The sequence below is a fragment of the Streptomyces sp. NPDC029139 genome (assembly GCF_055564335.1).
In genome coordinates, this window is sequence record NZ_JBVHWN010000004.1 from 320,251 (window position 1) to 344,573 (window position 24,323).

20 protein-coding genes and 1 pseudogene are annotated in these 24,323 nt (G+C 71.1%); 5 read left to right on the plus strand and 16 right to left on the minus strand.

The window, feature by feature from the left end:
• The first annotated feature begins 292 nt into the window (after positions 1 to 292).
• Positions 293 to 1,345: an AI-2E family transporter gene (locus ACZ4VW_RS12510; RefSeq protein ID WP_467961883.1), complete on the plus strand. Its 1,053-nt coding sequence runs from the start codon at positions 293 to 295 to the stop codon at positions 1,343 to 1,345.
• A gap of 7 nt (positions 1,346 to 1,352) precedes the next feature.
• Here the strand turns inward: ACZ4VW_RS12510 and ACZ4VW_RS12515 are convergent, their stop codons facing one another.
• The gene (locus ACZ4VW_RS12515; protein ID WP_467961316.1) at positions 1,353 to 2,171 is read right to left on the minus strand and encodes an oxygen-binding di-iron domain-containing protein; all 819 of its coding nucleotides are present in this window, start codon (positions 2,169 to 2,171) and stop codon (positions 1,353 to 1,355) included.
• 179 nt (positions 2,172 to 2,350) lie between these two features.
• Positions 2,351 to 4,540 (minus strand): SpoIIE family protein phosphatase, encoded by a 2,190-nt coding sequence (locus ACZ4VW_RS12520; protein WP_467961318.1) that lies wholly within the window; start codon positions 4,538 to 4,540, stop codon positions 2,351 to 2,353.
• A 135-nt stretch (positions 4,541 to 4,675) separates the two neighbouring features.
• Here ACZ4VW_RS12520 and aspS point away from each other — a divergent pair, with 135 nt between their 5' ends.
• Both aspS and ACZ4VW_RS12530 read left to right on the plus strand, forming a co-directional pair.
• A complete protein-coding gene (gene aspS / locus ACZ4VW_RS12525; RefSeq protein WP_467961320.1) occupies positions 4,676 to 6,502 on the plus strand; it encodes an aspartate--tRNA ligase in 1,827 nt (608 codons plus the stop codon).
• Positions 6,503 to 6,635: 133 nt separating this feature from the next.
• Entirely contained in the window at positions 6,636 to 7,283 is a 648-nt protein-coding gene (locus tag ACZ4VW_RS12530; RefSeq protein WP_467961322.1) for a Uma2 family endonuclease, read from the plus strand.
• Here the strand turns inward: ACZ4VW_RS12530 and ACZ4VW_RS12535 are convergent.
• The 6 genes and pseudogenes from ACZ4VW_RS12535 to ACZ4VW_RS12560 all read right to left on the minus strand — a co-directional run bounded on the left by ACZ4VW_RS12535 (position 7,181) and on the right by ACZ4VW_RS12560 (position 13,715).
• On the minus strand, positions 7,181 to 8,095 hold the full coding sequence (locus ACZ4VW_RS12535) for a helix-turn-helix domain-containing protein (RefSeq protein ID WP_467961324.1): 915 nt from the start codon (positions 8,093 to 8,095) through the stop codon (positions 7,181 to 7,183). The two genes, ACZ4VW_RS12530 and ACZ4VW_RS12535, sit on opposite strands and share 103 nt — an antisense overlap.
• Positions 8,096 to 8,509: 414 nt before the next feature.
• Positions 8,510 to 9,070 (minus strand): hypothetical protein, encoded by a 561-nt coding sequence (locus ACZ4VW_RS12540; RefSeq protein ID WP_467961326.1) that lies wholly within the window; start codon positions 9,068 to 9,070, stop codon positions 8,510 to 8,512.
• An 81-nt stretch (positions 9,071 to 9,151) separates the two neighbouring features.
• Complete coding sequence (locus ACZ4VW_RS12545) at positions 9,152 to 9,634, minus strand: hypothetical protein (protein WP_467961328.1); 483 nt, start codon at positions 9,632 to 9,634, stop codon at positions 9,152 to 9,154.
• Positions 9,628 to 10,256: pseudogene (locus ACZ4VW_RS12550) on the minus strand (RHS repeat-associated core domain-containing protein); the annotation flags it as partial. The gene ACZ4VW_RS12545 and the pseudogene ACZ4VW_RS12550, both read right to left, overlap by 7 nt.
• A gap of 182 nt (positions 10,257 to 10,438) precedes the next feature.
• Positions 10,439 to 12,046 carry a methionine--tRNA ligase gene (metG, locus tag ACZ4VW_RS12555; RefSeq protein WP_467961330.1) on the minus strand — a complete coding sequence of 536 codons (1,608 nt, stop codon included), beginning with the start codon at positions 12,044 to 12,046 and terminating at the stop codon, positions 10,439 to 10,441.
• A gap of 166 nt (positions 12,047 to 12,212) precedes the next feature.
• On the minus strand, positions 12,213 to 13,715 hold the full coding sequence (locus ACZ4VW_RS12560; RefSeq protein WP_467961332.1) for a VWA domain-containing protein: 1,503 nt from the start codon (positions 13,713 to 13,715) through the stop codon (positions 12,213 to 12,215).
• Positions 13,716 to 14,109: 394 nt separating this feature from the next.
• On the opposite strand from ACZ4VW_RS12560, the gene ACZ4VW_RS12565 reads away from it, so the two are divergent.
• Entirely contained in the window at positions 14,110 to 16,155 is a 2,046-nt protein-coding gene (locus ACZ4VW_RS12565) for a PhoX family protein (protein WP_467961334.1), read from the plus strand.
• A gap of 37 nt (positions 16,156 to 16,192) precedes the next feature.
• Here ACZ4VW_RS12565 and ACZ4VW_RS12570 read toward each other — a convergent pair whose 3' ends face one another.
• The 8 genes from ACZ4VW_RS12570 to ACZ4VW_RS12605 all read right to left on the minus strand — a co-directional run bounded on the left by ACZ4VW_RS12570 (position 16,193) and on the right by ACZ4VW_RS12605 (position 23,909).
• Complete coding sequence (locus ACZ4VW_RS12570; protein WP_467961336.1) at positions 16,193 to 17,173, minus strand: hypothetical protein; 981 nt, start codon at positions 17,171 to 17,173, stop codon at positions 16,193 to 16,195.
• Positions 17,174 to 17,268: 95 nt separating this feature from the next.
• Positions 17,269 to 18,741, minus strand: a complete 1,473-nt coding sequence (locus tag ACZ4VW_RS12575) for an APC family permease (RefSeq protein WP_467961338.1) — start codon at positions 18,739 to 18,741, stop codon at positions 17,269 to 17,271.
• A 199-nt stretch (positions 18,742 to 18,940) separates the two neighbouring features.
• Positions 18,941 to 20,899, minus strand: coding sequence for an FUSC family protein (locus ACZ4VW_RS12580; protein ID WP_467961340.1), 1,959 nt, complete (start codon positions 20,897 to 20,899; stop codon positions 18,941 to 18,943).
• 66 nt (positions 20,900 to 20,965) lie between these two features.
• Positions 20,966 to 21,214 carry a DUF2630 family protein gene (locus ACZ4VW_RS12585; protein WP_467961342.1) on the minus strand — a complete coding sequence of 83 codons (249 nt, stop codon included), beginning with the start codon at positions 21,212 to 21,214 and terminating at the stop codon, positions 20,966 to 20,968.
• 18 nt (positions 21,215 to 21,232) lie between these two features.
• The gene (locus ACZ4VW_RS12590) at positions 21,233 to 22,213 is read right to left on the minus strand and encodes an endonuclease/exonuclease/phosphatase family protein (protein WP_467961343.1); all 981 of its coding nucleotides are present in this window, start codon (positions 22,211 to 22,213) and stop codon (positions 21,233 to 21,235) included.
• A gap of 31 nt (positions 22,214 to 22,244) precedes the next feature.
• Complete coding sequence (locus tag ACZ4VW_RS12595; RefSeq protein WP_467961345.1) at positions 22,245 to 22,697, minus strand: hypothetical protein; 453 nt, start codon at positions 22,695 to 22,697, stop codon at positions 22,245 to 22,247.
• The gene (locus tag ACZ4VW_RS12600; RefSeq protein ID WP_467961347.1) at positions 22,694 to 23,125 is read right to left on the minus strand and encodes a DUF7144 family membrane protein; all 432 of its coding nucleotides are present in this window, start codon (positions 23,123 to 23,125) and stop codon (positions 22,694 to 22,696) included. The genes ACZ4VW_RS12595 and ACZ4VW_RS12600 overlap by 4 nt, the downstream gene beginning before the upstream one ends.
• A gap of 37 nt (positions 23,126 to 23,162) precedes the next feature.
• Entirely contained in the window at positions 23,163 to 23,909 is a 747-nt protein-coding gene (locus ACZ4VW_RS12605) for an alpha/beta fold hydrolase (RefSeq protein ID WP_467961349.1), read from the minus strand.
• On the opposite strand from ACZ4VW_RS12605, the gene ACZ4VW_RS12610 reads away from it, so the two are divergent.
• Positions 23,811 to 24,284 (plus strand): RrF2 family transcriptional regulator, encoded by a 474-nt coding sequence (locus tag ACZ4VW_RS12610; protein WP_467961353.1) that lies wholly within the window; start codon positions 23,811 to 23,813, stop codon positions 24,282 to 24,284. The genes ACZ4VW_RS12605 and ACZ4VW_RS12610 overlap by 99 nt on opposite strands.
• The last annotated feature ends 39 nt before the right edge of the window (positions 24,285 to 24,323 follow it).

A 24,323-nucleotide genomic window follows, 5' to 3' on the forward strand; every position in this document is an offset into this window, starting at 1 on the left:
CGTCGTCGCGCCCGTACGCTCGGGCGGGCGTTCTCCGCGTACCGCGGGAGGACCTTCTCCGCGCACCGCGAGAGGACCTTCTCCGCGCACCGCGGTCGGGCCTTCTGCGCATTCGAGCCTGACGGAGCGTCACCCGTCCGGCCCGTCCTGCAGGACGACACACCGGACGGCGTGATCCGGTGGACGGGTGCAGCCCCCACCGCCGCAGCCCCGGAGCGCGCAGGGCCCCCCGAGCCCGCACCGTCCGTTCCTCCCCGAGCCCGTCCGCCGGGTCGCCGCATGGTGCGCCGCCCTGCTGCTCGTCGCGGGGGTCGCCGCCGTCGGCATCTGGCTGTGCGTCGTGTTCAAGACGGTGGTGACCCCCGTCCTGCTCGCCATCCTCGGCACCGCGCTCCTCGGGCCGCTCCACCGGCGCCTGCAACGGATGAAGGTGCGCACATCGCTCGCCGCCGGACTCACCGTCCTCGCCGTGCTCGCCTTCGTCGGCGGCGCCACCTACATCGTGGTCGTCGCGCTCATCGAGACCGGCGACCAGATCGTCGCCTCGCTGCGGCAGGCCGCCGACGACATCGCCCAGCACCTCGGCGCGGCCGGCACCTCGATCGACGACATCGCCAGGAACGCGCGGCGGCTGCTGGAGAAGTTCGGCGGGACCGCCGCCTCCGGGGTGATCTCGGGGCTGAGCGTCGTCGGCGAGGTGGCGGCCACCGCCCTGCTCGCCCTGCTGCTGATCTTCTTCTTCCTCCGCGACTCCGACAAGGCCGTCGGCGTCCTGCGCTCGCTCGCGCCCCGCTCGACCGGCGACACCCTGGAGGCCATGGGCCGCCGGGCCTTCGAGGCCGTCGAGGGCTTCATGCGGGGCACGACGATCGTCGCCCTGGTCGACGCCGTCCTCATCACCCTCGGACTGCTGATCCTGCGGGTGCCCGGCGCCGTCGGGCTCGGCGCGCTCGTCTTCGTCACGGCGTACATCCCGTACCTCGGCGCCTTCCTCTCCGGAGCCGTCGCCGTCCTCGTCGCCCTCGCCGACCGCGGCTTCGTCATCGCGCTGTGGGTCCTGGGTGTCGTCCTGGCCGTCCAGGTCATCGAGGGCAACGTCCTCCAGCCCATGATCCAGAGCCGGACCGTGCAGATGCACCCGGCCGTCGTCCTGCTCGCCCTCACGGCCGGGGCGTCCGTCGCGGGGATCCTGGGCATGCTGCTCGCCGTCCCCGTGACGGCGGCGTTCTTCGGCGTGGTCGGCGAGCTGCGGAGCCGTTACGAGACCCAGGGCACGGGCACGGGCACGGGAACGTCACCGGCACCGCCCGACACCGGTCCAGGCCCCGGTCCGGAACCGGTCTGACCGGTCCTCAGGTCGCCGCCGGAATGCCACCCGGCTCGAAGGAGGCCAGCATCTGCTCCAGGGCCACCTGGTCCGGGCCCACGAACGGGTCCGCGTCCGGGGCCATCGTGATCGTGTCGATCATCAGATCGGTCATCCGTACCGCCGGCGGCAGATGCGTGGACAGGACGATCTCCGGATTCATCTCCCGCAGCGGGGCGATCGTCGCCCGGTACCTGACCGGGTCCACCACGTGCACCCACGGACTGTCCACGGTCGCCCACAGCAGCTGCGCCTGCCGCAGTTCCTCGGGCTTGAGGTCGTTCGCGTGCCCGCTCTCGGCGAGTTCCCCGGTCGGCATCGGCCCGCCGAAGCAGTCGGAGCTGAAGCAGATGCGCGTCTTCTCGTCGTAGAAGCCGACCGTGGCGGGGTTGTCGAAGAGCGGCGGCCTGAAGGCGCGCAGCATGCGGTCACCGACGTCCAGGGACTGGCCTGGGTTGAGGAAGTAGACGCGGTCCATCGGCAGCGGACGCTCGGTGGACATGATCCCGGCGCCGATGAAGGTGGTCACGACCTTCGCCCGGGGCGCGGCCACCAGCAGGTCGAAGAGGCCGCCGGTGTGATCGCGGTCGGGGTGCGTGAGCCAGATCCAGCGGACGTCGGCGGGGTCCATGACCGCGCCGAGCGCGTTCACGAAGTTCCGGTCGGACACCGAGAGTCCGGTGTCGACGACGACCGGCTCCTTGGCCGTGAGGACGTACGCGTTGGCGGGGATGTGGCCGATTCCCGGCACTTCGAGGCTGTCGGCCAGGACGGTGGTGTCGCTCCCGACCTTGTGGGTGTCCATGGCAAGCTCCATGCTCCCCCCGGCGGCCGTACGACACCAGTCTCCTCCGCCGCCGCACGCCCCGCGAGACGGCCCCGCGGCCCGCCCCGGCCCTGCGGCGGCTCGGGGTGCTCCGTCACCGGCAGGCGTCCTCTCTGCGCCCCATCCAGCCCTCCGCAGGGAGCCTTACCGCCGCCGCCTCACGCGCAGCAGCCTTGCCCCGACGCCGGTTCGTTCAGTACGAACCAGATCGACTTGCCCTCGCCCCGCGGGTCCACGCCCCACGCGTGCGCCAGCATCTCCATCAGCACCAGGCCGCGCCCCGACGACGCCATCTCGCCCGGATGCCGCTTGTGCGGCAGCTCGTCGCTCCCGTCGGAGACCTCCACCCGCAGGCGGCGGGCGGCGTCGTCGCAGGTCACCTCCGCGACGATGAGGGCGTCGCCGTCCGTGTGGATGAGCACGTTGGTGACCATCTCGGAGACCATCAGGACCGCCGAGTCGACCTGGTCCCCGTCGGTCCAGTCGTGCAGCAGCTGGCGCAGGTGCTGGCGGGCCGCCGCAATCCGCTCCGGTTCCGCCTGGGCGACGGTCATCATCGTGCGGCGCGGCGCCTCGCGGACGGCCGCGCCCTGCCGGGAGAGGAGCAGGAGCGCGATGTCGTCCTCGCGCCGGTCCGCGAGCGGTCCGGTGGTGTGGTGGGAGCCGGGGCCGTGGACCGCCTCGACGAGGCTGTCGGCGAGGTCCTCCAGAGAGTCCCCCTCGTGCCCTTCGAGCAGCGCGCGGACGCGGTCCCAGCCGGTGTCGAGGTCGTGGCCTCCGGTCTCCAGGAGCCCGTCGGTGCACATCATCAGGGTCTCGCCGGGCTCCAGGGTGAACCGCGTGGTCGGATAGTCGGTGTCCGGGACGATGCCGAGGGGCAGCCCGCCGGCGGTAGGACGCAGGAGAACCGTTCCGTCGGTCATCCGGACCGCCGGGTCGGGGTGTCCGGCCCGGGCGAGGTCCACGACGCCGGTCACCGGGTCGATCTCCAGGTACAGGCAGGTCGCGAAGCGCGGACCACTGCCCACGACGTCCCCGCCGCCCCGGTGCACCCCCTCGCCACCGCTCCTCACACCCACGCTCATGCCCGCATCCGCGCCCGGGCCCGCGCTCACGCCCGCGTCCCGGTCCCCCTCGCCGTCCCCGTCGGTGATCCCGTACAGGAAGCGCGAGGCGCGGGACAGGACGGCGTCCGGCCGGTGGCCCTCGGAGGCGTAGGCGCGCAGGGCGATCCGGAGCTGGCCCATCAGCCCGGCGGCGCGGACGTCGTGGCCCTGGACGTCGCCGATGACGAGGGCGATGCGTCCACCTGGGAGCTGGATCATGTCGTACCAGTCACCGCCGACCTGCAGCCCTCCGCCGGTGGGGACGTACCGCGCGGCGACGTGCAGGCCGGGGATCCCGGGGCCGAGGACCGGCATCATCGTGCGCTGCAGGCCGAGCGACAGCTCGCGCTCGGACTCCGCCACCCCGGCCCGGGCGAGGGCCTGGGCGAGCATCCGGGCGACGGTGGTGAGGACGGACCGCTCGTCGGGGGTGAAGGCGACCGGGTGCTTGAAGGCGGCCATCCAGGCGCCCATGGTGCGGCCGGCGACGATGAGGGGAAGGTACGCCCAGGACTGCCGGCCGAAGCGCTGTGCGAGCGGCCAGGTCACCGGGAAGCGCCGCAGGTACTCCTCGGGCGTCGGCAGATAGATCGCCCGCCCGGTCCGTACGACCTCCGCCGCCGGGTAGTCGGTGTCCACCGAGATCGAGGTGAACGGCCCCTCGTCGCCCGCGCTGTGTCCGTGGTGGCCGATGATCGTCAGCCGGTCGCCGGCGACACCGAAGACGGCGAGTCCGTCGGGCGAGAAGCCCGGCATGGAGAGCGAGGCGGCCACCCGCAGCACCTCGGCCGTGGACCGGGCCTCGGCCAGCGCCCGGCCCGCGTCCAGCAGGAACGCCTCGCGCGAGCGGCGCCAGTCGCCGGTGATGGGCGTACGGGCCGCGGTGCCGGGCTGGGGTTCGGCGACCTCCTGGAGGGTGCCGACCAGCTGGTAGTCGTCCCCCTCGATGAGCGGCTTGGACCTGCTGCGTACGGTACGGATCACCCGTCCGTGCCCGTCCATGATCCGCAGCCGGGCCTCGGCGAGGGTCCCTTCGGCCACGGCGAGGTTGACGACCCCGTCGATCTCGTTCCAGTCGACGGGATGAAAACGCGAGCGTACGGCCGCTTCCGTCAGCTGGACGGGTTCGGCGGGCAGCCCGAGGAGCCGGGCCGCCTCCGCGTCGAGCGTGACGATCCCGGAAGCGTTGTCCCAGCGCCACAGGCCGGTCGCGATCGCGGCCAGGACGTCCTCGGTGCGCATTGCCCTACTTTATGAATATCGGACTCCAGGTCGCCACTGAGAGTATTCGAAAAGGGATCTTGGCCGGGCCGGTACCCTTGATGGGCCTGGATACGTCCGGGCTCCCCACCGATTCCGAAGACTGGATGAACGACGATGCATCGGTACAGGTCCCACACCTGCGGCGAGCTCCGCGCCTCTGACGTCGGCACCGACGTCCGGCTGAGCGGCTGGCTGCACAATCGGCGCGACCTGGGCGGCATCCTCTTCATCGATCTGCGCGACCACTACGGCATCACGCAGCTCGTCGCCCGGCCCGGCACGGCCGCCGCCGAGGTGCTCGACAAGCTGACGAAGGAGACCGTCGTCCGCGTCGACGGCAAGGTCGTCTCGCGTGGCGCGGAGAACGTCAACCCGGACCTGCCCACCGGCGAGATCGAGATCGAGGCCGCCGAGGTCGAGGTCCTGGGCGCGGCCAAGCAGATCCCGTTCACCGTCAACACCGACGACGGCGTGAACGAGGAGCGGCGCCTGGAGTACCGCTTCCTCGACCTGCGCCGCGAGCGCATGCACCGCAACATCATGCTGCGCTCGGCCGTCATCGCCGCCATCCGCTCCAAGATGGTGGCCCTCGGCTTCAACGAGATGGCGACCCCGATCCTGGCCGCGACCTCCCCCGAGGGCGCCCGTGACTTCGTGGTCCCGTCCCGGCTGAACCCGGGCAAGTTCTACGCCCTGCCGCAGGCGCCGCAGCAGTTCAAGCAGCTGCTGATGATCTCCGGCTTCGACCGCTACTTCCAGATCGCGCCGTGCTTCCGCGACGAGGACGCCCGCGCGGACCGTTCGCCGGGCGAGTTCTACCAGCTCGACGTCGAGATGAGCTTCGTCGAGCAGGAGGACGTCTTCCAGCCGATCGAGAAGCTCATGACGGAGATCTTCGAGGAGTTCGGCGGCGGGCGTCACGTCTCGTCCCCGTTCCCGCGGATCCCGTTCCGCGAGTCGATGCTCAAGTACGGCAACGACAAGCCGGACCTGCGCACCGACCTGGAGCTCGTCGACATCTCGGACGTCTTCGAGAACTCCGAGTTCAAGGCGTTCGCGGGCAAGCACGTGCGCGCGCTGGCGGTGCCGAACACGGGTGACCAGCCGCGCAAGTTCTTCGACTCGCTGGGCGACTTCGCGGTCTCCCTCGGCGCCAAGGGCCTGGCGTGGGTCCGCGTCGGCGAGGGCAACGCCCTCACCGGCCCGATCGCCAAGTTCCTCACCGAGGAGAACGTCAAGGTCCTCGCCGAGCGTCTGGGCCTGCAGCCCGGTCACGCCGTCTTCTTCGGCGCGGGCGAGTTCGACGAGGTCTCCAAGATCATGGGCCCGGTCCGGGTCGAGGCCGCCAAGCGCGCCGGCCAGTTCGAGGAGAACGCCTTCCGCTTCGCGTGGATCGTCGACTTCCCGATGTACGAGCGGGACGAGGAGACGGGCAAGATCGACTTCTCGCACAACCCGTTCTCGATGCCGCAGGGCGGCCTGGAGGCCCTGGAGACCCAGGACCCGCTGGACGTCCTCGGCTGGCAGTACGACATCGTCTGCAACGGCATCGAGCTGTCCTCGGGCGCGATCCGGAACCACGAGCCCGAGATCATGTTCAAGGCCTTCGAGATCGCGGGCTACTCGCGCGAGACGGTCGAGCACGAGTTCGCGGGCATGCTCCGCGCCTTCGAGTACGGCGCCCCGCCGCACGGCGGCATCGCCCCGGGCGTGGACCGCATCGTGATGCTGCTGGCGGACGAGCCGAACATTCGCGAGACGATCGCCTTCCCGCTCAACGGCAACGCGCAGGACCTGCTGATGGGCGCTCCGACGGAGCTGGACGAGGCGCGCCTGCGGGAGCTGAACATCCAGCTGCGCAAGCCGGTCGAGAAGACCGCCGAGAAGCCGACGGACACCCGCCCGATCACGGAGGCGGTCCACCCGGACGCGGCGCGGTAGTCACGCACCTTTTGAGCAACTGAAGGGCCCGGGCCCGTCTTCGGACGGACCCGGGCTTTTTGCTGTCGCTCAGAGGGATGAAGAAGCACATATCTGCCGGTGTGGAGGCGTTGGCATATGCCACGGTCGTCGTATGGCGACTGCGACCGAACCGACGGAGACGGCGGGCAAACACGTACCGTGGGAGGCATCACCGATCCGGGAGGAGTCTGCCGTGAGCGTCCTGTCTCAGGAGGGGTTCGAGGAACTCGCCCGTCTTGGCGAACGTGTGGACGAATCGCTGCGTCTGGAGTTCATCGGCGGGAAGATCGGGGAGAAGGCGTTGCCGGACGGCGACCACGGGCGGATCATCGAGTGGCTGACGCGACTGTGTATTCAGGCCGACGTGGGCTGGTGGCTCTACCCGGACCAGGGCCTGAGAATCGAGAAGTACCGCAAAGGCAATGCGCGACCCGACGGCTGCCTCGCGCCGAGCGACACGTTCGTGGGCCAGGGCGAGTGGGCGAGCGCCGACGGCGTGCTCATGGTCGTAGAGGTCACCTCCGGTGACTCCGACACCGGCCGCCGCGACCGCGTCGAGAAGCCCCGGGCCTATGCGGAGACCGGTATCCCCGTGTACTTGCTGATCGACCGGACGACCTGCGAGGTCAAAATCCACTCACAGCCGGACGGTGAGCGCTACGAGCTGGTCGCGACCGTGCCGTTCGGGAAGTCCGTCACGCTCCCCGAGCCGGTGGGATTCGAGCTGGACACCGAGCCCTTGAAGGACTGGGTGCGCTGAACCCCCATACCGCAGCCACCGCAGGTGCCCGGTTCGGGGGCGCGGAAGGCGCGGTCGCAGTGGTCGCAGTTCTGGAGCGGGTGCCTGGTGACCGGGGCGCGGAACGGTGGCAGGGGCGGGAGCTGGACGGCGAGGCGGTGGGCCAGGAGCGCGGCCGGGCGGTGCAGGGGTTCCGCGGGGAGCCCGGTGGTCAGGGCGTGTTGGACGGCCTCCGGGGTGAGGTCGCGTTCGAGCCAGGCGGCGACGCCGGGGGCGAGGTGCTCGGCGTCGGTTGCGGAGAGCAGCAGGCGCGGGTCCTCACGGCGGAGGCCGGAGAGGACGCCGAGAGCGGTCTGGAGCAGGTCGGGCGTGGCGTAGGCGGGCCGCGGTACGGCGGGCAGGGCGCGCCGCTGCGGCACGTCCTCCCGTCGGGCGGGGCGCTTGCGCTTCGGTCTCGGGTCGTCGTCGGCGGCCGTTCGGCCCGGCTGGTTGCAGGAGACCGTGCGGGTGACGATCCGTCCGCTGCTGGTGCGTTCGCAGGTGCGGCGCAGATAGCCGTGGGCCTCCAACTCCCGCAGGGCGGCGGCGATCCGCATTTTCCCCTCGGGGAAGCGGGCGGCGAGGGTCCTGATGTCGATGGACGCGCCGCTGGGCAGGGACTGGATGTGGACGGCCAGACCGATGGCGAGCAGCGACAACTCGGCGTGCTGGGCCAGGTGGTTGCCGATCACCGTGAAGCGGTTGGTGTGGCGGGAGTTGTCGTGGATGACGCCACCGGAACGCCGGTGGGGGTGGTTTTTCCCGCCGTTACGGGACTGGGCGTGGGGGCGCACGCTAGTGTTCTGGGCATCCATCGGGAAGTGGGCTTTCTTCCTTGATGGTCAGGCCCTCGCCTTGGGATTGCCGTCCCGGCGGGGGCCGACGCATGTCAGCGGTGAGGTGGTGTGTCGCGCTGAGCGTAGATCAAGCAACCCGTCCCAATGCCAGCCGAGTTGCTGTTTTTCACTCTGGTGAGTGAGACCGGCCTGCGGGGAGGAAGGGTGGGGCTTGGCGCGGTTCTTTCACCTCACATGTCTCGGTCCATGGAATCACCCCCGCCACCGGCGCCCAGCGGACGGGCTTCCGGTGCGCCAGTGCTTTACCGCAGGCCACGGCCAGGGGGCCGAGTTATCCATACGACCGCCCCCGCGATCGGGCGTATCCCCGTATCCGCGTATTCACCGAGGCCGCCGATCATCTCTATCCGGTTATGAGAAGCGATGTACGACGATCCACGTCTCTGCTTCTTCCGTGGAGACCGCGCACATCACCCGGCCGTCTTCCGATAGTGTCAGGAACTCCGAGTTTCCGGTACCGGCGCGAATTCGGGAAGGCAGATTCTCTCCGATCGGATCCCTCACATGGATCCAGCCAACTTCATGTCCGCGAGGAATGGGGGCCAGGATGTAGAATCCTCCATTCGTTACGAGACGATTGGCTGTTGCGTGAGCCGCCCACTGGCGGTCCAGTTGGGCGGGGGCGTCAGAAAGCGAATCGCTAATCGACGCCGTGGGTTCCACATCTACCCCGTTTACAGCGTAGATCGCGGACATGACATCGGGAAGCCCGGTAGGCGCCGCGTGATCCACCACCGTGAGGCCGCTGGCCTCGAGCTTCTGCTGCCATTCGGGTCGGCTGCCGTCATGGTCATGTGCAGAAGAAATGATGATCTCCGCCTTCCTTGTTGATTTCCAGGTATCTTTCCATGACTTGGGCATTCCTGCATGGCAGTGCAGGCCGGCGGGATCATGCGTGTGTTCCACGATCACCCGGTATTCGTGCTCAGTTTCGTACTGCCTGAAGTGCCCCCAATGGGTCGGATCCTCTGAATAGGCGTATCCGGCACCGGACTACTGGTCTCCTGGCCGGGCGCCCTCGAAGGAGTGGGTGACAATCCAGTCTTCGTATTCTTCGACCGAAATGGCACACAGTGACTTCCCGTCCACGGATACTGCGATGAAATCTCGGGACCCGGTCACGCTGGCGATTCGTGAAGGGAGGCGGGCCCTGACGGAGTCCCTCACTTTGATCCACCCCCTGGTGAAGCTTCCGGGATATGTGGCGAGAAGTAGGAACTCGCCGTCCTGGTCAAGGAGTGCCATGCGATCCGCCTCCTCATGCCAGAGGGTATCGACCCGATCTCTCGCGTTCGGGTCGGCATGGGGAACCGTAGCGGTCGGTCGCACGTGACCTCCTGCCACGAGGAGGGCTGCTTTCCTGGGGGGCGGCGCATCGCTGGACACCTCACCGCTCACCTCCTCCAGTCCTTGCTGACCCAGAGCACCAAGCCATCCTGGACTTCCGTGCTCTTCGTTCTCGTGTTGCTTCACCATGTTCCCCATCTTTCTCTGTAGAAAAAGTGGTGATCCCCGTCGGGCTTGTCTATAGCTCCGTGCATCCGCCATGTATCGGTGTAGCGGAAAACATCTCCGCATGAATTGTCCTACCCGAAGTTCACTCCGGTCTCGCTTGCGTCCACCTTCGGCTGCCCCGCATGGAAGTGAGGGCCGGCCCGGTCGAAGGTGTGCTCTACGGCGACCCGCGAACCCTCGCTGGTTTCGAATTGCCTGAAGGTCCCCAGTGGGTGGGGCTCGAAGAATAAAAATATCCCGGCGCATAGGCGCGGGTCACGTCACCTGTGACAATCCACTCGGCGTCAGGAGTCGTGCCGTAAGGCACGCCGGCTGCCTCGAACGCGGCCTTCTCCGCGTCGGCCCTGTGCTCGAAGGGGTTGTCCCGTTCCCCCTTGGGGGCACGGTCCCAATCCCCCAGCGGGTCGCTCCACGTGTGCGGATTGTGGACGTACGTCGCCGGGTTCGGGGCCGGGCTGAGGCCCAAGGGCTCCGGGGAGAGATATCGAGCGGATTCCGGGTCGTAGCAGCGGAAGTAGTTGTAGTGGATGCCCGATTCGGGGTCGATGTACTGGCCCGGAAAGCGGACCCGGGTCCGTGCGGTCGGCGGGCGGTACGCCGGGGGCTCGGGGCCCTGGTGTGCGAAAGGGCCTGGTGGGGGCGCCATGGCGACCGTCTTGGTTCGGCAGCCGGACGCCGCGGTCCGCCGCGTCCGTGCGCGTACGACGGTGGCCGCCGCCCCCCGGAGGGGGCAGCGGCCACGGCCGTGCGTACGCCCGAAAGCGGTCAGTCCTTCTTCGGCTCCTCCAGGCGCGGGAAGAGCACCGCGCCCTTCGTCACCGTCGTGCCCGCCGGGAGGCGGCCCCACTCGCCGGCCGACTGGACCGGCTGGGCGGCGAGGGCGCCCAGGGACGCCTCGGCGCCGAGGGAGTCCCAGAGCTTCTGGGAGGTCTCCGGCATGATCGGGTTCAGGAGGACCGCGACGCCCCGGAGGGACTCGGCCGCCGTGTAGAGGATCGTCGCCAGGCGGGCGCGGCCCGCCTCCGACTCGTCCTTGGCGACCTTCCACGGCTCCTGCTCCGTGATGTAGCCGTTGACCTGCTTCACGAAGTCGAAGATCGCCAGGATGCCGCCCTGGAAGTCCAGCTCCTCGCCGATCTTCGCGTCGGCGACGGCGACGGCCTTCGCCAGGCCCTCGTGGATCGCCGTCTCCGCGTCGCCGGCGGCCGGCGCCGCCGGCAGGGCGCCGTCGAAGTACTTGCCGACCATCGCCGCGACGCGCGACGCCAGGTTGCCGTAGTCGTTCGCCAGCTCGCTCGTGTAGCGGGCGGTGAAGTCCTCCCACGAGAACGAGCCGTCGCTGCCGAACGCGATCGCGCGCAGGAAGTACCAGCGGTACGCGTCCACGCCGAAGTGCGAGGTCAGGTCCTGCGGCTTGATGCCGGTCAGGTTCGACTTCGACATCTTCTCGCCGCCGACCATCAGCCAGCCGTTCGCGGCGACGCGACCCGGCACCGGCAGGCCCTGCGCCATCAGCATCGCCGGCCAGATCACCGCGTGGAAGCGCAGGATGTCCTTGCCGACCAGGTGCACGTTGGCCGGGAAGGTCTCCGCGAACTTCTCCGGGTTCTCGTTGTAGCCGACCGCCGTCGCGTAGTTCAGCAGCGCGTCGACCCACACGTAGATGACGTGCTTCTCGTCCCACGGCACCGGGACGCCCCAGTCGAACGTCGAGCGCGAGATCGACAGGTCCTGAAGGCCCTGCTTCACGAAGTTCACGACCTCGTTGCGCGCCGACTCCGGCTGGATGAAGCCCGGGTTCGCCTCGTAGAACTCCAGCAGCTTCGGGCCGTACTCGCTCAGCTTGAAGAAGTAGTTCTCCTCCTTGAGGATCTCCACCGGCTTCTTGTGGATCGGGCAGAGCTTCGTGCCGTCCTCGGCCTCGATGAGATCGCCCGGGAGCTTGTACTCCTCACAGCCCACGCAGTACGGGCCTTCGTACCCGCCCTTGTAGATCTCGCCCTTGTCGTACAGGTCCTGCACGAACTCCTGGACGCGATCCGTGTGCCGCTTCTCCGTCGTACGGATGAAGTCGTCGTTCGCGATGTTCAGGTGCTCCCAGAGGGGCTTCCACGCCTCCTCGACGAGCTTGTCGCACCATGCCTGGGGCGTGACGTCGTTCGCCTCGGCCGTGCGCATGATCTTCTGACCGTGCTCGTCCGTGCCGGTGAGGTACCACACCTTCTCGCCGCGCTGACGGTGCCAGCGCGTGAGCACGTCGCCTGCGACGGTCGTGTAGGCGTGGCCCAGGTGAGGAGCGTCGTTGACGTAGTAGATGGGGGTCGAGACGTAGAACGCCTTCGCCCCCTGCTTCTCGGATCCAGTGGCCGCCATGGTCGAAATCCTAACGGGCAGTTCAAGATCCACTCACATCGATAACGCGGGGTGGGACGGGGCGGGCCCACAGCGGTGCGCGGGGAGGGGGAGGGGGCGGTCCGGTCGTGACCGTGGACCTTGTCGGTCCACGGTCACGCCCACACCACGATCACGGGATCGGGGGTCAGAGCTGCCAGTCGGCGAGCAGTCCGCGGTAGAACGCGGAGTGCGCGGTCTCGGACGGGGTCGCGCCGGCCAGGAAGTGGCCGGTACGGGGAGCGGTGAGCTTACGGAGGTAGTCGAAGGCCTTGTTGTCCTCCTCGCCCCAGGCCACGAACTGCCAGTGGATCGGGCGGTCGGCGGCCTCGGCGAGCGCCTGGGTGGCCGCGGTCTTCGACTCGGGGGCGCCGTCGGTCTGGAAGACGACGAACGCGGGCCGGGTCGGGTCGGTCTTCTCGTGGTGGGCGAGGACCTCTTCGACGGCGCGGTGGTAGTTCGTACGGCCCAGGCGGCCGAGGCCCGCGTTGATCTCCTCGATACGGCCCTCGAGGCCCGCGGGGCGGAGCTCGGCGGTGCCGTCGATGTCGGTGGAGAAGAACACGGCGGTGACGGTGGCGTCCTCGTCGAGGTGCGCGGCGAGGGCGACGGTCTGCTCGGCGAGGCGCTGCACGGAGCCGTCCTTGAAGTACCCGCGCATCGAACCGGACCGGTCGACGACGAGGTACACGGCGGCCCGCGCTCCGACGAGCCCCTGCTTCTTGAGCACGGCCCCGGCCGCCTTGTACGCCTCGACGAGGTACGGGGCGTCCGCCTTGACCCGGGAGAGGGTGGTGGCGGTCGTGGCGGTCGTGGCGGGGGCGGGCTGAGCCTCGGAGGCGTCCGTGTCCGGCGCCTCCGCCTCCGCCTCCGCCTCCGCCGCTGCGGCGACCGGCTCGGGGGCGGGATCGGCGACCGGCTCGGGAGCCGGCTCCGGGGCGGGCTCCGCAGCGGCGGCTGCCACCGGTTCCACGGCCGTGTCGTCGGACGCGTCCGCGTCCTCGGTTTTCGGCTCGTCCGCCGCGGTGGCGTCGGTGTCGACCGTCGCCTCCGGTGCGGCCTCGGTCTCCTCGGCCGGGTTGGCGACCTCGGCGACCTCGACGTCCTCGGCGGCTTCGGTGACGGCGCCGTCGGCCTCCGCCTCCGGCGTCGCGTCGCCGTCGCCCTCCGTGACCTTCTCGGCGGCTGGCTCGGGAGCGTCCGTGCGCTCCACCGTCGTGTCCGGCAGCTCGGTTGCCTCGGGCTCGGCCACGACAGCCGCCTCGGCGTCCGCCGCCTCGGCCGCCTCCGCCTCCGGCGCCTCGACGGCCTCCGCCTCGACGGCCGCCTCCGCGACAGGCGCCTCGTCGGTTGCCTCCGCCTCGACGGCCTTCGCCTCCTCGGCCGTCTCCGCCTCCTCGACGGCCTCCGGCGCCTTCTGCGCCTTCGGCTCCGCCGGCCTCGCGTTCGGGACCTTCGGGTTGTCGAAGGCCGCCGCCACCAGGTCGTCCGCGGCGCGCTTCGCCGCCACGTCCGGCGTGTCGGTCGTGTCGGTCGTGTCCGGGGTGGTGCGCTCGGGCGCGGTCTCCGACGGGGTCGGGGACGGCAGCGTCACCGACCGGGGCTCCTCGGACGTCGTCTTCTCCGCCGGGGTCGGCGACGGGAGTGTCACCGACCGGGGTTCCTCAGACGTCGCGCGGTCCGCCTGGGGCGGGACGGAGGTTGCCGGAGTTTCGTCGTGCTGGTCCGCACGATCGCGTCCGAACACCTTGCGCAGCAAGCTCCGAATGCCCATGGGCGAGGCCTTTCGCATGAGTTGGGTGCGATGAATGTCCGTACTGGGAGGAATCATCCCTGGCCAGGGCGGACACGTAAGGTTAGCGGCCCCGGGTGTGTCGCCATCGGCGCCCCAAGCACCCCCCGAATGCCCCCGGTTTCCGCGCATTCATCCGACGTTCACTCCGGCGCCGCCCCTGTGCAGAAGTGCGCACATAGCGTCGCCGCCGACGGATTCCCGACGCCATGTCGGGACCATGGCGGCGCACTGTGCGCCGGAGGAGGACGAAGTGCGCAAACTGCTGCCCCTGCTGAGCACCAACCCGCACGGAGGCGGCCGTTCCGCCCTCACCTGCCGGTTCCGTTGCGGCGACGCCTGCTTCCACGAGGTGCCCAACACCAGTGACAACGAGTACGTCGGCGACGTCATAGCCGGTGCCTACTCCCGCCGCTCCCTGATGCGCGCCGCCGCCGTCGTGACCGTCGCCGCCGCCGCCGGTGGCGCTGTCGTCGGCAACGCGCCGGTGGCCGAGGCCCGGACGGCTCACGGCCAGAGGCCCGGCAGGGTCGACGGCGCCCGCGGCCTGCGCTTCGCCCCCGTCGCGCCCAACACCGCCGACCGGGTCTCCGTCCCCGCCGGCTACGAGCAGAACGTCGTCATCCGCTGGGGCGAGCCGATCCTCCGCGGTGCCCCGGCCTTCGACGCCGACAAGCAGACCGCCGCGGCCCAGGCCGGACAGTTCGGCTACAACAACGACTTCCTGAGCCTTCTCCCCCTCCGGGGCGAGCACGGCCGTCAGGTCCTCGTCGCCAACCACGAGTACACCGACGAGATCCTGATGTTCAAGGGGTACGACTCCGAGAACCCGACCCGCGAGCAGGTCGAGATCGCCTGGGCCGCCCACGGTCTCTCCGTCGTCGTGGTCCAGGAGGAGCACCGCTCCGGCAAGCTGACCCCGGTCACCCGCCACCCGCTCAACCGCCGGCTGCACACGACGTCCGAGTTCGAACTGACCGGGCCCGCCGCCGGCAGCGACCTGCTCAAGACGTCCGCCGACCCGTCCGGCCGCACGGTCCTCGGCACGCTCAACAACTGCGCCGGCGGCACCACCCCGTGGGGCACCACCCTCCACGGGGAGGAGAACTTCAACCAGTACTTCGCCAACGGGTCCAGCCCCACCGACAAGCGGTACGGCATCGGCTCCGGCGCCACCGAGCGCAAGTGGGAGCGGTTCGACAAGCGCTTCGACCTCAAGCAGGAGCCGAACGAGGTCCACCGCCAGGGCTGGGTCGTCGAGCTCGACCCGTACGACCCGGACTCCACGCCCAAGAAGCGCACCGCGCTGGGCCGGTTCAAGCACGAGGCCGCGCAGCCCCGTCTGACCGAGGACGGCCGTCCGGTCGTCTACATGGGTGACGACGAGCGCTTCGACTACTTCTACAAGTTCGTCTCCTCGAAGCGGATGAAGAAGGGAAACTCGCGGGCCGCCCGTGAGCACAACCTCACCCTGCTCGACGAGGGCACGCTGTACGTCGCCAAGCTGACCGGCGACAGCCCGCAGGACATCGACGGCACCGGCAAGCTCCCGAACGACGGCGAGTTCGACGGTTCCGGCCAGTGGATCCCCCTCGCCACCGGCGACGTCTCGCACGTCCCCGGGATGACCGCCGAGGAGGTGTACGTCTTCACCCGCCTCGCCGGTGACAAGGTCGGCGCCACCAAGATGGACCGCCCCGAGGACGTCGAGCCGTCCCCGCGCTCCGGCCGCGTCTACGTCGCGCTCACCAACAACTCCAACCGCGGCAAGGGCACCAACCCGGGCGCCGACGAGGCCAACCCGCGCAACCTCAACAAGCACGGCCAGATCCTGGAGCTCGCCGAGCACTGGGACGACCCGGCCTCCGACGGGTTCGCCTGGCGCCTCTTCCTGGTCGCCGGCGACCCGAACGACCCGGCCACCTACTTCGCCGGCTTCCCCAAGGAGCGGGTCTCCCCCATCTCCTGCCCGGACAACGTCGCCTTCGACCCGTACGGCAACCTGTGGATCTCCACCGACGGCAACCAGCTCGGCTCGCACGACGGTCTGTTCGGTGTCGCCACGCAGGGCGAGCGGCGCGGTGAGCTCAAGCAGTTCCTGACGGTCCCGGCCGGCGCCGAGACCTGCGGGCCGATCATCCAGGACCGCCGCGTGGTCGTCGCCGTGCAGCACCCGGGCGAGCTCGACGGCGCCTCCGTCGAGAACCCGAAGTCGGCGTGGCCCGACGGTCCCGGCAAGCTGGTCCGCCCGTCGGTCGTCGCCGTCTGGCGCAAGGACGGACGCGACATCGGCGTCTGAGCCGAAGGGCGGTGGTGTGAGGGCCTGGGGGGCGTCCTCACACCACCCCCAGGCCCTCCCGGAACCGTACGAACTGCTCTTCCGGGTCGCCGGTGTACGACCAGGGCGCCCACGTCGCCCGGGCCCCGAGCATGCCGAGCACCTCCCGCGCCACCTCGACCTGCCCCGCGTAACAGGCGGCATGGGCGAGGTAGTTGAGGTCCGGCACCTCCTCCGGGGCGACCGGGCGGCCCGGCTCGCGGCCGCCGATCCAGCGGGCGTGCGTCCGGCGCAGCTCCGTGACCGCGAGCTCGTGCTTCCAGTGCTGGTCGAAGCCGCGCACCGGGCCCCGCCCGAGCGCCCCGTCCGCGATGTAGCGGTACTCCTCCACGCGCGCGACCTGGACGAGTACCGGCAGCGGCGACCCGGGCGGTGCCACGCCCGCCGCGTCCCGGGCGAAGTCGTACATCGCGCCGTGCGTGCCGTGCCACCGCGCCGACCAGTAGCGGAGCAACTGCGTGTGGCCCTCGGTGTTGTACGGGTCCCTGCGCCGGAGCTCGTCGAACCAGTGCCGTAGCTCGCGGCGGGGGACCCCGCCCTCGTAGAGCCGGGCGACCGACAGCAGCGAGACCCAGGGCATCGGGTCGGCGGGTGCCGCCCGGGCCGCGCCGAGGCAGGTGTCGACGGTCGCGTCGAGCCGTCCCCGGTCCACGGTGCTGCCCCGGCCGGCCGCGATGGCCGTGTCGAAGACCCGGACCACCTCGGTCGCGGCGCGCAGCACCGCCGCGTCCGGATCGTCCGGCTCGGCCGCCCGCCATGCCTCGACCGTGGAGCTGCCGGCGGCGGCGTGCGCGAGGAGCCGCAGCCGGTGCGTACGGCGGGGCCAGTCCTCACCGGTGGCCCGCAGGAGGTCCCGTACGCCCTGCCAGCGGCCGATGACCATGTCGTGGCGCGCCTCGGTGAGCGCACGGTCCCCGTAGTCCGGGTCGAAGCCGGGGGTGAAGCGCGCCGGGCGGGACCGTCGGCGAAGAGCGGCCATCCGGGTCCTCCCTCAGAAGTCGGATACCAGAAGTCGGATTCCAGGAGTCAGGGTCGGCAGTCGGCAGTCGGCAGTCGGCAGTGAGGCGTCGGGCGTCAGAAGTCGGTCGCGAGCGATTCGTCCGCGCGGCGGGTGCGCGGGGCCGTCGGTCCGAACGGTGCCGCGGCGGCCAGCGCGCGGGCCGCGTCGAGCCGGGCAGGGCGGTAGTACGTGCTTCCCTTCCGCCAGTAGACCAGCATCGGCACGAGTCCGACGACCAGCCCGCCGAGGCCGATGACCAGGGCGGTCGTGGACAGTTCACCGAGCGACTCGACGAACGCCCACAGCATGAAAGCGGCGCCGAGCAGCGGCCAGGCGCCGCCGACGAGGAAGTTCCGTACGGAGGTCAGCAGCATGCCCTTGTAGGCGACGACGGCGGCGATGCCCGCCAGGCCGTAGTAGAACGCGATCTGAAGTCCGATCGCGGAGACCGCGTCGCGGAGGATCGACCCCACGGAACCCGCGGCCGCCGCCGCGCCGAACATCAGCAGCGCGGCGGCCCCGACGGCGGCGATCGCCACCCACGGGGTGTTCCAGCGGGGGTGAACGGTCCCGAGCGCGGCCGGCAGGGTGCGGTCGCGGCCCATCGCGAACAGCGAGCGGGTCACCTGGATGAGGGTGGTCTCCAGGGTGGCGACCGTGGACAGCAGGACCGCCGCGATCAGCAGCTTGCCGCCGACCCCGGGCCAGATCTCCTGGCCGAGGACGGCGAGCACGTTCGCCCCGGCGGCCTCGATCCGCCCGGCGCTCAGCAGCACGTTGACCGCGACGGTGAACGCCTCGAAGAGCAGGAAGACGAAGGCGACGCCGACGAGGGCGGCGAATCCCGCCGTACGGCGGCTGTCGCGGGTCTCCTCGCTGAGGTTGCTGGTGACGTCCCAGCCCCAGTAGTAGAACGCGGCGATCAGCGCGCCCGAGGCGAAACCGGCCGGTCCGTCGAAATGGCCGAAGCCGAACCAGGACCAGTCGAAGGCGGTGGCGTGCCCCCGGTGCAGCACGGCGGCGAGGACGAAGACGAAGAGGATCAGCATCTCGACGCCCGACATCAGCAGTTGGGCCCGGACGGTGAGCCGGGCACCGCCCAGGACCACCAGCAGCATCATCAGGAACCAGCCGGCGCCGACTGCGGCGGCCAGCGGGGTGTTGTCGGCGAGGTCCGGATCGATCAGGGAGAGGGTCATCGCGCCGGCGGGCAGTGAGCCGGCGACCATGAAGACGGTGGCGGAGACGACCAGGGCCCAGCCGGAGAGGAAGCCGAGGAAGGGGTGGAGGGTGCGGCCGACCCAGGAGTACCCGGCGCCGGCGTTGACGTCGATCCGGCCGAGGCGGGCGTAGGCGAGGACGATGCCGAGCATCGGTATCGCGCAGTAGAGCAGCGCCGCCGGTCCGGCCAGACCGACCGCGCCGAAGAGGACGGCGGTGGTGGCGGCCAGGGAGTACGCGGGTGCGCTGCCCGCGACGGCCATGACGACCGTGTCGAAGGTCCCGAGGACATTGGGCTGAAGGCCTCTGCCGGTGGCGGTGCGCATGGCGGATGTCCTTGGGGGCACGTGGGGGTGGTGCAGGACGAAGTGACCGAGTCGCCGGGTCACTTGTTCGCCGGAACGAGCACGGATCAAGGTGAATCGAGCGCATCGTAGTCGCATGCGTGGATTCCGGTAACGGCGGTATGGAGGGTTCCGTTCGGTGACCGCCGGTAAGGGCATCCGTACGCCCCGCGTCGGGTGTTTAGTCCCTCTCGCGGCGGGGAGTGGCGATGGCGCGGGCCGCCTGAACCTCCTGGCGCAGGGGCTCCAACGCCCCTTCCTCGTCGCCGGTCAGCTCCGCCCGTACCTCCACGAGCACGTCGCTGCTGCGCAGTCCGTCCGCGAGCTCCCGCAACTGCTGCTCCACCGCCTCCACTTCCGCCGGGTCGGGCGCCGGGGCGCCGTGGTCGACCCGGACGCGGGCGGCGGTGGTCGCGTCGACGATCCGCTCCACGGCGACGACCAGCGGCCACCAGGCGGAGGCCACGGTGCCGGTCGGGGGAGGCTCCGTCAGGGCGCGCTGGAACTCGGACCGTACGGCCGACAGGTCGCGGTAGAGCGCGCGCCGGGCCCGTACCCGGGCGGCGGGCTCCTCCTCCTCGGGCGGGCAGAACGCCCGCCGCACATAGGTCGCCGTGTCGGCGACCGCGTCCGCGAGCCGGTCGCCGATGCGGGTGTGCCAGGACTCCGGCCACAGCAGGTATCCCGCGACCAGGGCGATCGCGCAGCCGATGAGCGAGTCGTAGAGCCGGGGCAGCACCAGGTCGAAGCCCTGGCGGTTGAGGAGGTCGGAGAGCAGCAGGATGACGGGGGTGATCGCCGCGGTCTGGAAGGCGTACCCCTTCGCGGAGAAGGCCGGGATCAGCGCGGCGAGCACCAGCATCACCGGCACGTCCCACCACCCGCGGGGCACCTGGGCGAGCACCAGCGCGGCGACGACCAGACCGGCCGCGGTGCCGGCGGCGCGCAGCACGGCCCGGGAGAAGACGGAGCCGAAGTCCGGCTTCAGGACGAAGGTGACGGTGAGGGCGACCCAGTAGGAGCGGGGCACGTCGATGAGCGAGACCAGCGCCTGGGCGAGGCCGATGCAGAGTGCGAGCCGCAGCCCGTACCGCCAGGACGCCCCCGAGAACAGCACGGCGCGCGTCGCGCGGCGGGCCCGTACGCGCAGCGCGGCGGGCCGGCCGAGCCGGTCGTCCACGTTGAAGGGCTTCGGCTCCGCCTGGTGGACGACCGTCGCCGCGTGGCGCAGGGCCTGGTCGACGGCCTTCTCGGAGGGGCGGGAAGCCACCGGGAGGTCCAGGACGGGGGTGCCCGTGCGGCCTTCCTCGATCGCGTCGGCCAGCTCGCGCACGGCCTCCGGGATCCGGTCGGGCAGCGGGCGGTGGAACCGCCGCGCCGCCTGGTGCGCGGCGGGCGCGGCCTCCACCAGCGGGATCACCACGTTCAGCTGGGCCAGCAGCCGGACCAGGGTGGGCGCGCGGCCGTGCTCCCGGGCGCGGCGGGCGAGGACGAGGTCGTAGGACTGGTTGAGGGAGGTGGTGACGGCCTGGCGCTTCTCGTCGTACGCGTCCGTGCCGGCGGCTTCGAAGAGGTCGGCGAGGGTCCGGTAGGTGCCGGCCACGGCCGCCCGCTCCGGGACGCCGCCGCGCAGCGGCCAGCCGAGCAGGGTCAGCACGAGCACGACGAGCCCGCCGAGGGTGAGCAGCAGCGGCGCCGTCCACCAGGGGTCGGGCATGGGCAGTCCGGCGCCGACGACGGCGTTGAGGAGGAGCAGCAGGCCGGAGACGGAGGCGACGGCGCCGATCGAGGAGATCATCCCGGAGACGAGCGCGACCAGGGTCAGGACGGCGACGGCGAGCCATCCCTGGCCGAAGACGAGGGCGCCGAGGGTGACGCCCAGCGCGCCGAAGAGCTGGGGCACGGCGATGTTGTAGAACCGCATCCGGTACGCGTCGGCGGTGTCGCCGATGACGCCGGAGAGGGCGCCCATGGAGACCAGGGCGCCGTAGACGGGCCGGTCCACGGCCAGGCCGACGGCGAGGGGCGCGGCGAGCGCGATCGAGGCGCGGGCGACGGCGGCCCAGGGGATGGGCGCGGTGGCCGGTCGGAGTCCGGCGGTCAGCCAGGGAGGTGGGGAGAGCCGAGGGGTGCGCGCCATGCCCCCAACTTACGGCGCGCCGGACCGGAGCCCCTGCCCATGACCCCACGGTCACCGGGGCGGGACTCAGCTGCGGTAGCTCTCGACCTCCGCCGCCGGGCGGACCGCCGCCGTGTCCGGATCCTCGCCGAACTCGGCCTTGGCGCGGCGCTGGCGCAACAGGTCCCAGCACTGGTCCAGTTGCACCTCCAGTTCGGCGAGCCGGGTCAGCTCCTCGGGGAGCAGTCCGCCGACCCGCTGCCGCAGGGCGCGTTCCTCTTCGACGAGGGCGCCGATGTTCGCCAGGATCTGCTCGTCGTCGTGCATGTGGTCCATGTAATCCAGCGTGGCGGATCAGCGGCCCGCGTGCAGGTCGAGGTCGGCGAGCACGGCCCGGTGGTCCGTCCCCACGAGGTCGAGGAACCGCACCCCGCGCACCCGGAAGTCGTCGCTGACCAGCACGTGGTCGATCTGGACGTACGGCGGCAGCCGCTTCTCCCTCGGCCAGGTCGGGGTCCGCGCGGCGCCCGCGAGCCGGGCGGCGTCGTGCAGCCGGCCGGCGTCGAGGACGGAGCGGAAGGCGGCGTGGTCCTGGGAGGCGTTGAAGTCGCCGGCCAGGAGCACGGGCCCGGCGTCGCGGTCGGCGGCGGCGGCCTCCGCCACCCGCCGCAGCTCGCGCTTCCACAGGTGGACCTGGCGCGGGACCGGCGGCAGCGGGTGCGCGAGCCGGAGCCGCACGGTCCGGCCGCCGATCCGCGCGGTGGCGCCGGGCATCCCCAGCGCGGCCGGGATCGCGGGCCGGTAGGTGAGCGGGTACGCGCTCAGGATCACCGAGCCCCTCGACCCGGCCCCGTCCACGACGGCCCGGTGGGGGTGGCTCGTGACCAGGGCGGTGGTGAGGACGCGGACACAGGCGGGATCGCACTCGGAGACGTACACGAGCCGCGATCGCTCCCGCCGTACGGCCCGCACCAGGTCCTCGGTGGCCTCGCCGAACTCGACGTTGGCGGCGAGCACCCGGAGCCGTTCGACGACGGGTCCGCGGGCGGTCGTCGTGTCCGCGCCGTACGGCAGGGCGAACCAGACGGTCACCGCGACCACGAGCGCCGCCCATGCGGCGAGCGGCCACCGCCGGGCGGCCAGAGCGAGCAGCAGCGCCAGGGCGGCCGGGACGGTCAGCCAGGGCAGGAAGGACAGCAGCTGGGGTACGGGGGTGACCGCGTCGGTGTCCAGGAGCCGGCAGCCGGTGACCACGCTCGGTACGGCGACCAGCAGCCCGGCGGCCCCGGCGGCGGGTCGCCGTCCGGGCCGCCGGGGCGCGGTGGTCTCGGCCACGGAACTGGGGGATCCGGTCGGGTCCGGAGCGTCAGTGCCGCAGTGCCTGGCCGATCTCCGCCTTCGTCTCCCCGGAGAGGGTGCGATTGCTGCGGGCGGTCCCGGCCTTGGACTTCCCCGGCTCGACGCCGCCGATGGTCAGGACCACGGAGTCGAGCAGACCGCCGCCGCTGTCACGGAAGTTGACCATGATCGTGTAGTCGGCGCTCTTGGTCTGGGGGTTCGTGGCCGTGATCTCCGCGGTGGTCCGGTCCCCGTCCGCCTTCGTCGGGCCCGCCTTCACGTCACCGGTGGCGTTCACCCCGTCCTTGACCTGGTCCATCCGCTCCTGGGCGGCCGAGGCCGCGGCGGCGGTGGCGGAGTTGACGATGTCCCCGGCCTTCTGCCGGTCCTCCTCGGTGCAGCCGGTGAGGGTGGCGGCCAGGGTCAGGGCCGTCGTCAGGACGAGGAGCGGGGTGGCGACGCGAGCGCGGGTGCGGATCACACCGCGGCCTTACGGAAGGACGTGTCGTCGGTGGCCAGCGCCCAGATCACGAAGATCGAGACGGCCATCGAGAACAGCGCCCACCACGGGTGGTACGGCAGGAAGAGGAACTGGGCGATGACGTTCAGCGAGGCCAGGGCGATGCCTCCCATGCGCCCCCACTCGGAGCCCTTGAGGATCCCGGCGCCGGCGGCGGCGACGAGGATGCCGAGAATCAGATGGATCCATCCCCAGCTGGTCAGGTCGAACTTGAAGACGTAGTCGCCGACGCGGCTGTAGACGTCGTCCTCGGCGATGGCGGCGATGCCCTGGAGGACGTCCATGATGCCGATGACCAGCATCAGGACACCGGCGAACATCGTGCCTCCGGAGGCCCAGGCGGCGCTGGAACCGGTGGACTGCTTGTGGGGTGCGGTGTTCTGGCTCATGGGCTCATCGTCCGGCCGCCGAGCCCGGACGGAGCGTTCAGCTGGGCCGTACGAGTGAGGCGAGGAACGCGCCGAGCGCCGCGTCGAACTCCTCCGGCCGCTCCAGGTTCGGCAGGTGCGCGGCCCGTTCGACGACCACGAGCGTGGAGTGGGGCAGCAGCGCGTGCATCGCCTCCGCGTCCGCGACGGGGGTGTACGTGTCGTCGCGGCCGACGACCACCAGGGCGGGCACGGAGACGGTGGTGAGCACATACGTGTAGTCGGGGCGCTCGGCCCGGCCGCGCAGGGCCGCCGCCGCGCCCTCGGGGTGGGTGGCGCACATCATCCGGTGGACGGCGGCCGCCGCGTGGGTGTTGTGGGGCGCGACCATCCGGTCGAGCACCTCGTCGGCGTACCCCTTCATGCCCTCGCGGACGATCCGGTCCGCGAGGGCGCGGCGGCCGGCCTTCCCCTCCTCGGTCTCGGCGGCGGGGAAGGTGTCGGCGAGGAAGAGGCCCCGGATCCGGGCGGGGAAGAGGCGGTGGCACTCCATGGCGATCTGGCCGCCCATGGAGAGCCCGCCGAGGACGAACTCCTCGATCCCGAGGTGGTCCAGGAGCGCGAGCTCGTGGAGCCGGCGGAGGCCGGACCGGACGGAAACGGCTTGCCCCGATGATCCTGGACATCTAGCATCCAGGATATGAGGATGAACGAGGGCGTCGAATGGGCGCTGCACAGCTGCCTCAACCTGGCCTGGATCGGGCCGGAGCGGGCGGTGACGGCGGCCCGGCTCGCGGCGTACCACGAACTCCCCGCCGCCTACCTCAACAAGCAGCTCCAAGCCCTCTCCCGCGCGGGCATCGTCAGCTCGGTCTCCGGCCCCAAGGGAGGCTTCCGGCTGGCACGTCCGCTCGACCGGATCACCCTCATGGACGTCGTCACGGCGATCGAGGGCCCGGAGGAGGCGTTCCGCTGCTCGGAGATCCGGCAGCAGGGGCCCGGTGCTGGCCCCGCCGGGAGTTACGCCGCCGAGTGCGCCATCGCGGGCGCGATGGGAGCCGCGGAGCTCGCCTGGAGGCGGGAGCTGGCGGCCCGGACCCTGGACGACGTACGGGAACAGGCGGAGCGTCAGGCGCCCGCGGCCCCGGAGCGCATCCGCCGCTGGTTCGCCCGTGCCTAGGTCTCGCGTGAACGCCTTCGTGAGCGCCTGAGTTCTTCG